Origin of the sequence: Curtobacterium sp. YC1 (genome assembly GCF_016267665.1) — a bacterium.
Classification (GTDB): Bacteria; Actinomycetota; Actinomycetes; order Actinomycetales; family Microbacteriaceae; genus Curtobacterium.
In genome coordinates, this window is record NZ_CP066341.1 from 2,531,450 (window position 1) to 2,546,107 (window position 14,658).

The window sequence follows — 14,658 nt, forward strand, 5'->3', positions numbered from 1 at the left end:
CCGGAGGAAGGAAGACACCATGTCGCTCGGAGACAAGGCCAAGGACGTCACGCAGAAGGTCGCCGGCAAGGCCGAGGAGACCGTCGGCAAGCACACGGACGACGCCGAGCTCACGCACCAGGGCCAGAAGGACCAGGTCATGGGCGAGGGACGCCTCGACAAGGAGAAGGCGAAGGACGCCCTCGACGGCAAGTAGGTCGACCTGCGGAACGGCCCCGACGCGGACACGCGTCGGGGCCGTTCCGCGTCGTGGAGCGCCGTGTCAGAACGCGTACCGGATGCGGCAGCTCGGCAGGTGTTCGGCCACGAGCTCACGGAAGCGCTCGACGAGCTGCCCCTTCATCCCGGACCGGTAGCGCACGTTGACGGCACCGTTCTGCGACACCTTCTGCTCCTGCAGGTCCGGCCGCCACAGCAGGTCCTCGGCCTTGGGGTGCCACCCGAGGTTGACCTCGTGCAGCGGCTGGTTGTGGGTGAGGAAGATCACCTCGGCCGCGAGCTGCGCCTTGGCGGCCGGGGACAGCACGTCGTCGACCTGGCGCAGCAGCTCGGCCCAGTCGGACTCCCACGTGGGCGTGAGGATGACCGGCGAGAAGTTGAGGTGGACCTCGTACCCGGCGTCGACGAAGTCGTTCACCGCGGCGATCCGCTCGGCGATCGGGCTGGTGCGGATGTCGGTGACCTTGGCGGTCTCGTGCGGCATGAGCGAGAAGCGGATGCGCGTGCGGCCCATCGGGTCCCAGTCGAGCAGGTCGCGGTTGACGTACTTCGTCGCGAACGAGGCCTTGGCCGTCGGGGTCATCCGGAACAGGTCGCAGAGGTCGCGCACGTTGTCGCTGATCATCGCGTCGACCGAGCAGTCGCTGTTCTCGCCGATGTCGTAGACCCAGGACTCCGGGTCGCACTGGTTCGGTTCGGTCTTCGGCCCCTGCTTCGCGATGTTCCGAGCCACGTGCTTCGTGATCTGGTCGATGTTGGCGAACACGGTGACCGGGTTGCTGTAGCCCTTGCGCCGGGGCACGTAGCAGTAGGCGCAGGCCATCGCGCACCCGTTCGCCGTCGACGGGGCGATGAAGTCGGCGGAGCGGCCGTTCGGTCGGGTGACGAGCGACTTCTTCACCCCGAGCACGAGCGCCTCGGTCTTGATCCGGACCCAGCGCTGCACGTTGCGTTCGTCGCCGTGCACCTCGGGGATGTTCCAGTGCGAGTCGACCGGGACGATCTCGGCGTCGGGCCAGCGCCCGACGATCTCCTGCCCGCGCTGCAGCTCGAGGGCGGCGGGCTCGGCGTAGATGCGGTGGACGTCGAGCATCGGGCGGACACGTGCGTTGCTCATCGACACCTGTCTACCGGTGACCACCGACGGTGCAGACTCGGGGCATGACCGCAGAGCCCGACGACCACTTCTTCGTCGTGGACGGACGACGCTGGCGCCGCACCGACCCGGCGCTGCCCGAGGACCTAGCGGCCGCCCTCCGCTCCCACCTGGGCCGCGGTCGCAACGCCGTCAAGCAGGCGAAGCGTGCGGGCGACGACGCTGCCCTCGAGGCCGCGCGACACCGCAACGGTCTCGCCAAGCACGGCCTCGGCGAACGGGGTCCGGAGTGGTGGACCCGCCCCGAGGCCGACCGGATCGCCGACGCCGAGCGCGCCCTGGCCGAGCTCGACGGCCTCGACGAGGTCTCGACGCCGGCCCCGCAGCACACCGAGTGAGCAGAAGACGTCGGGTGGGTGGGGCGCGCTCGACGTCTTCTGCTCAGTCGGCGCCGAACCGCAGCGGCCGAGCGCTCCGCCCCAGCTACGCCTCGGTGTGGCCCAGGTCGGGCTCGACGAGCAGGTGCGCCGTCCGGGACGCCGACGCGTGCAGCTCCAGCACGACGAGCTCGTTCCGCCCGGCACGCAGCACCGGCCCCGGGATCGCCAGGGTCCGCTGCGGCCCGCGTGACCAGTACCGGCCGAGGCAGAACCCGTTGACCCAGGCGACCCCCTTGCGGAAGCCGTCGAGGGACAGGTACCGGTCGTCCGCCGAGTCGAGGTCGAACGTCCCCGCGGCGAACGTCGGACCCGCGAGCACGTCACCGCCGGTGGAAGCGACCTCGGCCAGCGCCCGCACGGCCGCCGGGGCGATCGGGTCGAGCGCGAGCGGGGACGCCGTCCAGCGGGCGACCGGAGCGCCGTCGATCGACACGCCCCCGATCAGGCCCTTCGGTTCACCGATGCGGACGCCGTAGTCGACGCGACCCTGGTCCTCGACGAGCAGCTCGAGCGTGCCGGTCACGGGCGGCAGGGCGATGGCGCGGTCGTGGTGCTCGCGCTCCAGGACCCCGACGACGACGCCGTCGACGGCCACGATCGCGCGGTCGCGCACCTCGGTGCCGACGGTCAGCACCCCGCCGGTGGGCAGGTCGACCTCGGCGCGGTGGACGACGAAGCCGCTCGCGGCCCCGAGCGCGTCGAAGGTCGGCGGCTCGTCGTGCGCCGTCCACGTCGTCAGCGTGGGCAGCAGGGAGCGGAGCGACGCGACGCGGTCCAGACGGACGGCAAGGTCCGTGGCGGTGGCGATCCGGGCCTCCAGGCCGACCCCGTCCGTCGCACCGGACGCGAGTCGACCGGACCCACCCGGCTCCATCGACGCGGGCAGCGGCGGGACGGGCGCGTAGCGCGCGATCACCGAGCGGAACGCGTGGAACTTCTCCGTCGGGCGGCCGGCCTCGTCGAGCGGGGCGTCGTAGTCGTACGACGTCGCGATCGGCCGGTAGACGCCCTTGTCGTTCGCGCCGTTCGTGAAGCCGAAGTTCGTGCCGCCGTGGAACATGTAGATGTTCACCGACCCTCCGGCCGCGAGCAGGTCGTCGAGGTCCGACGCCGAGGCAGCCGCAGGGGTGGTGTGGTGGTGCTCGCCCCAGCTGTCGAACCAGCCGTCCCAGAACTCCGAGCACATGAGCGGACCCGTCGGCTGCGCCTGGCGCAGGCGGGCGAGGCGTTCGGTGGAGCGCGACCCGAACGAGCCGGTCTTGTGCAGCGAGGGCAGGGAGCCGTCCTCGAGCATCGTGCCCATCGGCTGGTCGACGCTCGTGAACGGGACGGTGAGCCCGATCGACCGGTGCATCGCCTCGAGCTCCCGCAGGTACTCCGGATCGGAGCCGTAGGCGCCGTACTCGTTCTCGACCTGCACGAGCACGATGGGTCCGCCGTGGTCGATCTGCCGCGGGACCAGAACCGGCGCCAACGCCTGCAAGTACGAGGTAACCGCGGCGAGGAACCCCGGCTCGTTGCGCCGGACACCCACGGTGCCGTCGGCGAAGAGCCAGTACGGCAGGCCGCCGTTGGTCCACTCGGCACAGATGTAGGGGCCGGGTCGGACGATGGCGTGCATGCCCTCGGCCGCGACCAGGTCGAGGAACCGGCCGAGGTCCAAGCCGCCGGTCAGGTCGAAGACGTCGGGCGACGGCGCGTGCGCGTTCCAGGCGACGTAGGTCTCGATGGTGTTGAGGCCCATGAGCTTGGCCTTGCGGATCCGGTCGGCCCACAGGTCGGGGTGCACGCGGAAGTAGTGGATCGCGCCGGACAGGATCCGGTGCGGCTCACCGTCGAGCAGGAAGTCGGTGTCGCCGATGGCGAAGCGCATGGTGTGACCTTCTCGTTGCCGGCCGGAGCCGGGCGTGGAGCGGGGCCGTGCGGAGGTGTCCGCACGGCCCCGCGGGGGTACCGGGAACTACTTCGACGTGACCGTGAAGCCCTGGTCCTCGCCGTACTTCACGAGGGCCTTCTGCCAGGCCTCGAGACCGGCGTCGAGCGAGGTGCCGTTCTCGTACGCCTGACCGACGGTGTCGGCGTAGACGCTGTTCGCGTACACCTGGTACGGCAGGTAGGTGAAGTCGTTGTCCGAGGACTTCGACGCGTCGACGAGCACCTCGTTGATCTGCTGGCCGCCGAAGTACTCCGGCTTCTCCTGCAGGAACGCGCTCGACTCGAGGTCGGCGGTGGTGGAGGGGAAGCCGCCGGACTCCATGAAGACCTTCGTCGACTCCTTCGACGAGTTGAGCCACTTGAGGAAGCCCGCGGCGAGTGCCTTGTTCTTCGACTGCTCCATGACGACCTGGGCGCTGCCGCCGTTGTTCGCGGTCTGCGCGGCGCCACCGTCGTAGGTCGGCATCGGGGCGACGCGCCAGTCACCGGACGCGTCGGCGACGCTCGCCTCGAGGTTGCCGGGCATCCAGGCGCCGGTGATCAGCGTGGCGATCTGGCCGTTGCCGAGCTGCTTGTACCAGTCGTCGCTCCAGCCGACCGTCTTCGACAGCAGGCCCTGCTCGACGAGCTCGTCCCAGGTGCTCGTCCACTTCTTCGAGCCCTCGTCCTGCAGGTCGATCGTGACCTTGTCACCCTCGGTGGTGAACGGGGTGCCACCGGCCTGGGCGATCATGCTCGTGGTGAAGCCGGCGTCGCCGGAGTCCGCGGCGATGTAGGCGTCCGGGTCGGCCTCGTGCAGCTTCTTCGCGGCGGTGACGTACTCGTCCCACGTCTTCGGCACCTCGATGCCGTGCTCGTCGAAGACCTTCTTGTTGTAGAACAGCGCCATGGGGCCGGAGTCCTGCGGCAGGCCGTAGACCTTGTCGTCGATGGTGACCGAGTTCCAGGTGCTCGTCGCGAAGTCCTTCTCGAGCGAGTCGAAGCCGTAGCCCGACAGGTCGAGCAGCGACTCGGACAGGGCGAACTGCGGCAGGGCGTAGTACTCGACCTGGGCGACGTCGGGGGCACCCGAGCCGGCCTTGATGGTGTTCTGCAGCTTGGTGTACTGGTCGGCGCCGGTGCCGGCGTTGACGATCTTGACCTTCACCTTGGGGTACTGGTCCTCGAAGGCCGCGACCTGCGCCTTGGCGGACGGGGTCCACGACCAGTAGGTCAGGGTGCCGCCCTCCTTGAGGGCCTTGTCGATGTCGTCGGCCGATCCGCCGGCGGACGAGCCACCGGAGGCGCAGGCGGCGAGGGCGATCGTGGCGGTGACGCCGATCGCGAGGGCGCTGAGCCCGCGCCGGAGACGCTTGTGCATGGGAGTGCCTTTCACTTCTTCGTGGAGGGGGTGGTGGTGCTGCCGTGTGTCGGACGGGAGGCGCGTGGCGGGGTCGCCCCGTGCCTCCCGTCCGCAGGTCACGCCTTGACCGACCCGGCCGCGAGGCCGGACTGCCAGAAGCGCTGGAGGAAGAGGAACGCGACCACGATCGGGATGATCGTGAGGAGCGAACCGGTGACGACGAGGTTGTAGATCGGCTCCGCGCCGGACCCGGTGGCCTGCGCGTTCCACTGGTTCAGGCCGACGGTGAGCGGGTACCACTTCGGGTCGCTCAGCATGATGAGCGGCAGGAAGTAGTTGTTCCAGGTGGCGACGACCGCGAACAGCAGGACCGTGACGACACCCGGCGCGAGCAGGCGGAGCGCGATGGTGAAGAAGATGCGGAACTCGCCGGCGCCGTCCATGCGGGCGGCCTCGAGGAGCTCGGCGGGGATGGCGTCGACCGCGTAGGTCCAGATGAGGTACATGCCGAACGGGCTGATGAGCGAGGGCAGGATGATCGCCCAGGGGGTGTTGGTGAGCCCGGCCTGCGAGAACAGCAGGAACGTCGGGACCGCCAGGGCCGTGCCGGGCACGGCGATCGCACCGAGCACGACGGCGAACACCGCGCGACGGCCGGGGAACTGGAACTTCGCCATGCCGTAGCCCGCGATCGTGGCGAGCAGGGTGGCGCCGCCGGCTCCGACGACCACGTAGAGCAGCGTGTTGCCGAGCCACTGCACGAAGATGCCGTCGTTGTAGGTCAGCGTGTCGACGATGTTCTGCCAGAGCGTGAACTCCCCGCCGAACCACAGGCCGAAGGTGGACAGCAGGGACGCCTGCGTCTTCGTGCTGTTCACGAGCAGGTAGAACAGCGGCGCGAACGAGTACACGACGAAGACGACCATGACCGCGGTCAGCAGGCCGGAGCGCTTGACCTTGCGTCCGTCGACCGGCTTGCGGGTCCGGGCCGACCGGGAGGCTCGGCTCGCGCGGTCGCGCGGATCGCGCTGGGTCGTGGTCGCCTCGGTGCCGGTGGCCGGCCCGGTGGGGCCGGCGGCGGGGTGCTGCAGGGTGCTCATCGGTTCTCCTGGCGGGTTCCGCGGACCTGGACGACGTACGCGATCACGGCGGTGATGACACCCATGACGATGGCGACGGTGGCGGAGTAGTTGAACTGCTGACCGCTGAAGGACAGCGAGTAGGCGTACATGTTCGGGGTGAAGGCGCTGCCGATGACGTTCGGGGCGAGCGTCTTGAGCAGGTTCGGCTCGTTGAAGAGCTGGAAGCTGCCGATGATCGAGAAGATCGTCGCGATGACCATCGGGCCGCGCAGGGCGGGGAGCTTGATCGAGAACACGGTGCGCATCGGACCGGCGCCGTCGAGCTCGGCGGCCTCGTACAGCTCGCCGGGGACGGTGCGGAGTGCCGCGTAGAAGATCAGCATGTTGTAGCCGAGGAACTCCCACGTGACCACGTTGCCGATCGACGTGAGGACCCAGGTCGGGCTGAACGGCTGCAGCAGGTCGATGCCGAGCGCGTCGTTCGCGGCGCCGGTCAGGCCGAACTGGTTGCCGTAGATGAAGCCCCAGATGAGGGCGGCGACGACACCGGGGACGGCGTACGGCAGGAAGACCGCGATGCGGAAGAACGACGTGCCCCAGAGCCGGGCGCTGTCCAGGGCCAGCGCGGCGACGAGGGCCAGGCCGAGCATGATCGGCACCTGCACGACGAGGAACAGCGTGACGCGGAGCAGGCCCTCCCAGAACTCGGCGTCCTGGAACAGCTGCACGTAGTTGGCGAACCAGACGAACTGGTTGCCGCCGATGAGCTGGTCGCGGAACAGGCTGAGCCAGAGCGCGTAGCCGATCGGCACGATGAGCATCGCGATCAGCACGACGACGAAGGGACCGACGAAGAGCCAGCCGGTGTACCGCCCTCGGGGCTTCCGACGGCGAGCGGTCGGCCGCGAGGCGGGGGCCGCCTCGGCCGGACGCGCTGCGAGCGTGCTCATGTGACTCCCTTGTCTGCTGCGTTCGGGTTCCGGACCGGGCGCCTGACAGCACCCGCGGGTCGTGCCCTGCCTGCGCTGGCACGGATCCGGAAACGTCGATGTTGACGTCAACATCGAACGACGTCACCGTAGCATGGCAACGTCAACATGCACTAGCGTTCGGTGAAGTCGAACGGAGGGAACAGCGTTGTCAACCGATCTGACCGCACCGCGTCGTGCGCCGTCGATGGCTGCCGTGGCCGATGCCGCCGGCGTCTCGATGCAGACCGTGTCCCGCGTCGCCCGCGGCTTCGACAACGTCAGCCCGGACACCCGCGACCGGGTCCAGCGCGCGATGGACGACATGGGCTACCGGCCGAACCGTGCTGCGCGGGCCCTGCGGTCCGGGCGCTTCCGGACCATCGGCGTGGTCATGTTCACGCTCGCGTCGTTCGGCAACATGCGCACGCTCGAGGCGATCGCCGACGCCGCCGGAGCCGCCGACTTCACGATCACCCTGCTGCCGATGGCCTCGCGCACCGAGGAGGGCGTCCGGTCGGCGATCTCCCGCCTCGACGAGCAGGCCGTCGACGGGGTCGTCATCATCATCGAGTCGCACATCATCGACACCGCCGAGGTCGCGCTCCCCGACGGCGTCCCGATGGTCGTCGTCGACTCGACCGGCACCACCGAGCACCCGGCGATCGACACCGACCAGGCCGACGGCGCCCGCCAGGCCACGCAGCACCTGCTCGACCTCGGGCACGAGACCGTCTGGCACGTCGCCGGGCCCGAGTCGTCGTACTCCGCCGCCCGGCGGCTCGCCGCGTGGCAGGACACCCTCGAGCGGGCGGGACGGGTCGTGCCGCCGGTGTTCCACGGCGGGTGGACGACGGAGCACGGCTACGACGCCGGCCTGGAGATCGCCGCCCGGCCGGAGGTCACCGCCGTGTTCGCCGCGAACGACCAGACGGCGCTCGGGGTCCTCCGCGCCGCACACGAGTCCGGACGCCCGGTGCCGTCGTCGCTGAGCGTCGTGGGCTTCGACGACTCCCCCGAGTCCGACTCGTTCTGGCCGCCGCTCACGACCGTGCACCAGTCGTTCGACGAGGTCGGTCGGCGCGCGGTCGCCAACCTGCTCGACCAGATCGAGGGCTCCCCGGTCCGCACCACGACCGACCTCGTGCCGGTGCGCCTGGTCGAGCGCGCGAGCACGGCGCCGCCGCCCGCGCGCTGAGGCGGCGCGGCGCGCCGCGGCTTTTCGCGCTGAGCGACAGCTCACGCGCGCGCGTTCCCGTGAACTGTCGCCCAGCCCGTGGAGTCGCCACGCGCCGGACGGGAGGCCCGGTGCCAGGCCGCCACGGGCCTCCCGGCCGCCGCGCGGCGCAGGTTTCGTGCCCGGCGACACCTCACGCGCGCCGCGCCCCGTGAGGTGTCGCCCAGCGCGTGGAGTCGCGCCCGCCCCGCGCCCGCAACGAGCAGAGGACGTCGGGCGCGAGCGCCCGACGTCCTCTGTGCTCACTCGACGCCCGCCGTGGCGTGCGCCGAGGCGTCTTCTCAGCCGATCGAGACGGCGGTCCAGGAGACCGGAGGGAGCTCGATGGTGATCGTGTCACCCTCGCGGCGGACCGACTCGTTCGTCCGCAGGCCCACGCGCGAGGTGTTCTGCAGGTCGTTCACGGCGTGCAGGTCGTCGTCCCACACACCCTCGGCGTGGACGTCGCCGGTCGCACCGATGCCGGCCAGGTCGATCGTCACCGTCGTCGGCTCGGACGGGTGGCGGTTCACCAGGAACACCGCGGCCTTGCCGTCCTCGGACACCGTCGCGGCCGAGTCGACCACCGGGACCTCGCCGTGCTTGCCGCCGTCGACCGTGTCACCGGAGGCCTTGACCTGCAGCGACGTGCCCTGCGCCAGGCGCGAGGTGACCGAGAACGGGAAGAACGTGGTCTGGCGCCAGGCCGGACCGCCGGGTTCGGTCATGATCGGGCCGATCACGTTGACGAGCTGGGCGAGCGAGGCCGAGGCGACACGGTCGGCGTGGCGGAGCAGCGAGATGAGCAGGCCGCCCACGACGACGGCGTCCGCCACCGTGTAGACGTCCTCGAGCAGACGCGGGGCGACGGGCCACTCGTCGAGCGTGAAGGTCTTGGCCTTCGCCTCCCACTTCTTGATCGACCAGACGTTCCACTCGTCGAACGAGATGTCGATGCGCTTGTCGGACTTCTTCTGCGCCTGGACGTGGTCGGCGGCCGTGGTGACCGTCTTGATGAAGTGGTCCATGTTGACGCCCGAGGCCAGGAACGACGGCAGGTCGTCGTCCTCCTCGTAGTAGGCGTGCGCGGAGATGTAGTCGACGTCGTCGTAGGTGTGCTCGAGGACGGTGCGCTCCCACTCACCGAACGTCGGCATCGACGCCCCGGACGAACCGCAGGCGACGAGCTCGAGGTCGGGCTGGATCTGCCGCATGGCCTTCGCGGTCATGGCGGCGAGCTTGCCGTAGTCCTCGGCGTTCTTGTGGCCGAGCTGCCACGGGCCGTCCATCTCGTTGCCGAGGCACCACATCTGGATGGCGAAGGGCTCCTGGCGGCCGTTCGACCGGCGGTACTCGCTCAGGGCGGTGCCGGCGTCGATGTTGGCGTACTCGAGCAGGTCGAGCGCCTCCTGCGTGCCGCGGGTGCCGAGGTTCACGGCGAGCATCAGCTCGGAGCCGACCTTGTCGAGCCAGTGCTGGAACTCGTGCAGGCCGACCTCGTTCGTCTCGGTCGAGTGCCAGGCCAGGTCGAGGCGACGGGGGCGCTGCTCGACGGGGCCGACGCCGTCCTCCCACTTGTAGCCGGAGACGAAGTTGCCGCCCGGGTAGCGGATGGCGGAGACGCCGAGTTCCTTGACGAGCTCGACGACGTCCTCGCGGAAGCCGTGCTCGTCGGCGGTCTCGTGCGCGGGCTCGTGGATGCCGTCGTAGACGTGGCGACCGAGGTGCTCGACGAACCCACCGAAGAGGCGACGTCGCACCGGCCCCACGGTGAACGCGGCGTCGAGGACGAGGTGTGTGCGGGGCATGGATCTCCTTCGATCGTTGCAGTGCGGTTCGTGGGGGCGAGCTGGTCGGGCCGTCACGGGCGCTCCGGGTAGTGGAGCGGGCCGTCACGAAAGTGAGCGCTCACCTACGGGAAACGCTACCCGGTTCGACGGCGACGCGGAAGGGGTGGTGGATCATCGGACCGAGCGCTAATGTGAGCGCTCACGGGGCACCCGCAAGCCGCCCCGTGACGGAGCGATCCCTGCTCCGCCCGGGGCAGAGCTGCCCCGGCGGGAACACCGACCCTGTTCCCGAGTCCGGCCCATCCCGATGGAGTGATGCCATGCCGACCCCACCCGCAACCTCCGCGTCGCGTCTCTCGCGCCGCGGCTTCCTCGCCGCCGGTGCCGCGGCCGCGACGGTCCTGCCGCTCGCCGCCTGCTCCAGCCCCCTGGCTGCCGGTCTCGCCGGCAGCGCGCTCAACCCCGAGACGCTCGTCTTCTGGAACCTGTTCGGCGGCGGCGACGGCGTCCGCATGCAGGCGATGGAGGACGGCTACGCCGCGCAGCACGGCGGTTCGAGCGCCCTGCAGGGCACCACGTTCGCGTGGGGCAACCCGTACTACTCGAAGCTGACACTGGCCACCGTCGGGAACAAGCCGCCGGACGTCGCGGTCGCCCACCTGACCCGGGCGAAGCCGCTCTGGGACGGCGACCTGCTCGACCCGATCACCTCGGACGACCTGGCGAGCGTCGGACTGAGCGCAGCCGACTTCAACCAGAAGGCCTGGGCGGCGCAGAAGACCGACGGCAAGAACATCGCGATCCCGCTGGACACCCACCCGTTCGTGCTGTTCTACAACGTCGACGTCTGCAAGAAGGCGGGTCTGATCGACGGCGACGGCAAGCTCAAGGACCTGTCCGGCATGGACAACTTCGAGAAGGCCCTCGCCGCGGTCGCCAAGGTCACCGGCGGCACCGCGCTCAACGTCGCGAACGTCGTGCCCGAGACCGCGACCCCGTGGCGCTTCTTCTGGACGATGTACAACCAGCTGGACGGTGCCACCCCGTTCCTCAGCAAGGGCGGCGCTGAGCTCACCCTCAACGAGGACGCCTACACCGAGGTCACGAGCCGGACCCAGAAGTGGGTGAAGGAGGGCTGGCTGAACAAGGCCCTCGACTACGCCACCGCGCAGTCGCTCATGTTCGACGGCAAGGCCGGCTTCTTCATGCAGGGCGAGTGGGAGATCAGCACGGCGCAGTCGATCAAGGGGCTGGAGTTCGGCATGGTCCCGATCCCCCAGCTCTACGACAAGCCCGCGACGCAGGCCGACTCGCACACCTTCGTCCTGCCGAAGAAGGCGCGCACGCCGGAGCAGCGCAAGCAGCACATGCTCTTCATCAAGCAGATGCTCGAGCAGAGCCTGACGTGGGCCGAGGGCGGGCACGTGCCGGCCTACATGCCGACGTTCGACAGCACCGCCTACAAGGAGCTCAAGCCGCAGTCGAACTACGCGGCCGCAGCCGAGACCGCCGTGTTCGACGACGCCGCCTGGTACGGCGGTTCCGGGTCGACCTTCGAGGGCACGGTCGGCGCCCAGCTCGCCCTGGTACAGCAGGGCAGCTCGACGCCGGCGCAGGCGCTCCGGGCGATCAAGAGCCAGCTGTCCACCTACCTCAACACCCCGAGCCCGCTGTGACCGGGCAGGCGCACGCCGAGGACGCACGCTCCCGGCAGACGACACCCGCGATCGTGAACACCGCGCGAAAGGCACGATGACGTGACCACAGCACCTGTCCTCGACCGGCCGACGGACGCGACGACCGCGCCGCGTCCCCGCCGGACACGCTCCTACCGGACCAGCCTGACGAGCGGCCAGGGCCGCAGCGGCTGGTTGTTCCTCGCCCCCTTCGGCCTGTTCTACGTGGCCTTCCTGCTCGGCCCGACGGTCTGGATGCTCGTCACGAGCTTCTTCAACACCTCGACCGTCCGCACCGGACTCGGCAGCTTCGCCGGGTTCGCGAACTACGCCGAGATGCTCGGGCGCTCGGACTTCTGGTCCTCGCTCTGGCACACGCTGCAGTTCACGCTCTACACGACCCCGCCGCTCGTCATCCTGGCGTTCGTGTTCGCGGTGCTGACGAACCGGATGAACCGCGGCCAGTGGTTCTTCCGTCTGGCGTTCTTCCTGCCGTTCATCCTGCCGTCGGCGACGATCTCGCTCATCTGGGTGTTCATCTTCACGCCGTCGACCGGTCTGTGGGCGAGCCTGCAGTCCGCGATCGGCATGACGCCCGGCTCGGGCATGCTGTCCAGCCCGAACACGGCCATGATCGGCGTCGCGATCGCCACGGTGTGGTGGACGCTCGGCTTCAACTTCGTGCTGTACCTGGCCGGCCTGCAGGAGATCCCGCGGGAGCTGTACGAGGCCGCGGCCGTCGACGGTGCCTCGAACTGGCAGCAGATCAAGTCGATCACGCTCCCCCTGCTCGCCCGCACGACGACCCTGGTCATCCTGCTGCAGATCATCGCGAGCCTGAAGATCTTCGACCAGGTCTACCTGATGACGAACGGCGGACCGGGCATCTCGACCCAGGTCTCGCTGCAGCTCATCACCGGCGTCGGCTTCACCGACAACCGACTCGGTGCCGCATCGGCCGCGTCGGTGCTCCTGTTCATCGTGATCGTGGCGATCGCGGTCATCCGGCAGCTCGTCGAGCGCGCTGCCGCCAAGCGAGAGATCGGGGCCTGACATGACCGCCACCGAGAGCATCACCACCGGCCGCAAGCTCCGCACCGGCGTCTCGTCGGCCGCTCCCACGAGCGCCGCGAAGATCGGCGTCTCCGGTAAGGGGTTCAACCTGGTCGCCGGCATCGTGCTGGGCGTCTTCGCCGTCATCTGGCTCATCCCGAGCCTGTTCGCCCTGAAGACGTCGCTGTCCGACAACGGTGTCGCCGCCCTCGGCGCGAACGCCATCCTGTCGAACTGGAACCCGACGCTGCACTCGTACGCGTCGTTGTTCCAGGCCGGCGACATCTGGAACTGGTACCTGGCCAGCGCCATCACGAGCGTCGTCACGGCGGTGCTGACGGTGCTGTTCGCGTCGATGGCGGCGTTCGCGCTGTCCCGCCTGGTGTTCCGCGGTCGGAACGTCGCGTTCCTGCTCATCATCCTGGGGATCATGATCCCGACGCAGGTGCTGATCATCCCGATCTTCCAGGAGCTCAACGCCGTCGGCCTGCTCAACACCTACTGGTCGGTCATCTTCCCGCAGGTGCCCGCCGTGATCGCGGTGTTCATCTTCAAGCAGTTCTTCGACGGCATCCCGAAGGAGCTGGAAGAGGCCGCGCGCATCGACGGCGCCGGCATCTGGAAGGTCTACTGGTCGGTCATCCTGCCGCTGTCGCGTCCGGTGATCGCGGCGGTGACGATCCTGACCTTCGTCGGGGTGTGGAACAACCTGCTGCTGCCGCTGTTCGTGCTGTCGAACCCGGACCTCATGACGATCCCGGTCGGGCTCGCCACGGTGCAGGGCAGCTTCGGTCAGCGCTACGCCGACATCCAGGCGGGTGCGATCCTGGCGGCGCTGCCGCTGATCATCCTCTACCTGATCTTCCAGCGGCAGATCGTGGAGGGCGTGACCGGGTCCGGCCTCAAGGGCTGACGCGACCCCACCACGGACGGGAGGCCCGGTGCCAGCTGGCACCGGGCCTCCCGTCCTGCGTGTGGTCGCGACCACCGGTGTCGATCAGGCGTGCGCGTGCTGCCGGACGTCGTGCTTCCAGAAGCCGGAGAACGTGATGCGCGACTTCGGCAGCCCCGCGCGGTGCAGGTGGCGTCGGCCCTCGGTGGCGAGTCGCGACTCCCCCACGACGAATGCGTAGCCCCGGTCGTCGGACGGCACGTGGCGCTGCAGCTCGGCGAGCGCCGCACTGCCGGGCACGGCACCCGGCTGCCGGACGAGCCACGTCACCTGCACGCCGGTCGGGGCGTCGAGGTCGCGGATGTCGGCGGCGGTCGGGACCTCCTGGATGATCCGGCCGACGGTGTCCCGCGGCAGCGAGGCGGCGATGCCGACGACGCCGGGCAGACCGGTCTCCTCGGCGGCGACGACGACCTCGCTCGTGCCGGCCGGGACGTCGAAGATGCAGCCCTGGTCGAGCATCGCGAGCTCGTCACCGGGGCGGGCGGCACAGGCCCAGATCGCGGCGCGGCCCTCGAGCTGCCCGCGGGGGTCCAGGTGCACGACGAAGTCGATGTCGATCTCCGCGGTGCCGTCGGCGAGCAGGCGGTACGCGGCGACGGTGTAGTTCGCGCAGTGCGGTCGGACGTCCTCGGGGATGGCGAGGAACGTCGGCCACCACTTCGTGCCGTCCAGGTCGGGCATCCGGAAGCGGTCCTGGTCGGGGCGCTGGACGAACAGGCGGAACCAGTGGTCGAAGCCGAGGTACCCGAACTCGTGCAGGTCGTCGCCGGTCACCGTCACGCGGTGCATCGACGGGGTCACCCGCTCGGTCCGCAGGACCCGGGCACGGAAGAGCCGGGGGTTCGTGGGCAGGAGCCGCGGGGTCTTCGCCATGAGGCAAGGCTAA

The 14,658-nt window shown here is 69.7% G+C and carries 13 protein-coding genes; 6 read left to right on the forward strand and 7 right to left on the reverse strand.

Going from position 1 to position 14,658, the window contains the following annotated elements:
* Positions 1-19: 19 nt before the first annotated feature.
* Complete coding sequence (locus I8920_RS11920; RefSeq protein ID WP_198656544.1) at positions 20-196, forward strand: CsbD family protein; 177 nt, start codon at positions 20-22, stop codon at positions 194-196.
* Positions 197-262: 66 nt separating this feature from the next.
* Here I8920_RS11920 and I8920_RS11925 read toward each other — a convergent pair whose 3' ends face one another.
* Positions 263-1,336, reverse strand: coding sequence for a spore photoproduct lyase family protein (locus I8920_RS11925; protein ID WP_232832728.1), 1,074 nt, complete (start codon positions 1,334-1,336; stop codon positions 263-265).
* Between the two features lie 44 nt (positions 1,337-1,380).
* Between I8920_RS11925 and I8920_RS11930 the strand changes: the two genes are divergently transcribed.
* A complete protein-coding gene (locus I8920_RS11930; protein WP_198656545.1) occupies positions 1,381-1,713 on the forward strand; it encodes a biopolymer transporter Tol in 333 nt (110 codons plus the stop codon).
* A gap of 85 nt (positions 1,714-1,798) precedes the next feature.
* Here the strand turns inward: I8920_RS11930 and I8920_RS11935 are convergent, their stop codons facing one another.
* From I8920_RS11935 to I8920_RS11950, 4 genes are all read right to left on the reverse strand, one after another.
* Complete coding sequence (locus tag I8920_RS11935) at positions 1,799-3,628, reverse strand: glycoside hydrolase family 35 protein (RefSeq protein WP_198656546.1); 1,830 nt, start codon at positions 3,626-3,628, stop codon at positions 1,799-1,801.
* An 87-nt stretch (positions 3,629-3,715) separates the two neighbouring features.
* Positions 3,716-5,050, reverse strand: a complete 1,335-nt coding sequence (locus I8920_RS11940; protein WP_198656547.1) for an ABC transporter substrate-binding protein — start codon at positions 5,048-5,050, stop codon at positions 3,716-3,718.
* Between the two features lie 98 nt (positions 5,051-5,148).
* Positions 5,149-6,132, reverse strand: coding sequence for a carbohydrate ABC transporter permease (locus tag I8920_RS11945; RefSeq protein ID WP_198656548.1), 984 nt, complete (start codon positions 6,130-6,132; stop codon positions 5,149-5,151).
* Positions 6,129-7,064: a carbohydrate ABC transporter permease gene (locus I8920_RS11950; RefSeq protein WP_198656549.1), complete on the reverse strand. Its 936-nt coding sequence runs from the start codon at positions 7,062-7,064 to the stop codon at positions 6,129-6,131. The genes I8920_RS11945 and I8920_RS11950 overlap by 4 nt, the downstream gene beginning before the upstream one ends.
* Before the next feature lie 226 nt (positions 7,065-7,290).
* On the opposite strand from I8920_RS11950, the gene I8920_RS11955 reads away from it, so the two are divergent.
* Entirely contained in the window at positions 7,291-8,280 is a 990-nt protein-coding gene (locus tag I8920_RS11955) for a LacI family DNA-binding transcriptional regulator (protein ID WP_198658744.1), read from the forward strand.
* A 320-nt stretch (positions 8,281-8,600) separates the two neighbouring features.
* Here the strand turns inward: I8920_RS11955 and arfA are convergent, their stop codons facing one another.
* The gene (arfA, locus tag I8920_RS11960) at positions 8,601-10,106 is read right to left on the reverse strand and encodes an arabinosylfuranosidase ArfA (RefSeq protein WP_198656550.1); all 1,506 of its coding nucleotides are present in this window, start codon (positions 10,104-10,106) and stop codon (positions 8,601-8,603) included.
* A 302-nt stretch (positions 10,107-10,408) separates the two neighbouring features.
* Between arfA and I8920_RS11965 the strand changes: the two genes are divergently transcribed.
* The 3 genes from I8920_RS11965 to I8920_RS11975 all read left to right on the forward strand — a co-directional run bounded on the left by I8920_RS11965 (position 10,409) and on the right by I8920_RS11975 (position 13,730).
* Positions 10,409-11,764: an extracellular solute-binding protein gene (locus I8920_RS11965; RefSeq protein ID WP_198656551.1), complete on the forward strand. Its 1,356-nt coding sequence runs from the start codon at positions 10,409-10,411 to the stop codon at positions 11,762-11,764.
* 81 nt (positions 11,765-11,845) lie between these two features.
* On the forward strand, positions 11,846-12,817 hold the full coding sequence (locus I8920_RS11970) for a carbohydrate ABC transporter permease (RefSeq protein WP_198656552.1): 972 nt from the start codon (positions 11,846-11,848) through the stop codon (positions 12,815-12,817).
* Position 12,818: 1 nt separating this feature from the next.
* Positions 12,819-13,730: a carbohydrate ABC transporter permease gene (locus I8920_RS11975; protein ID WP_198656553.1), complete on the forward strand. Its 912-nt coding sequence runs from the start codon at positions 12,819-12,821 to the stop codon at positions 13,728-13,730.
* A gap of 84 nt (positions 13,731-13,814) precedes the next feature.
* Here the strand turns inward: I8920_RS11975 and I8920_RS11980 are convergent, their stop codons facing one another.
* Complete coding sequence (locus I8920_RS11980) at positions 13,815-14,645, reverse strand: siderophore-interacting protein (RefSeq protein WP_198656554.1); 831 nt, start codon at positions 14,643-14,645, stop codon at positions 13,815-13,817.
* Between the last annotated feature and the right edge of the window lie 13 nt (positions 14,646-14,658).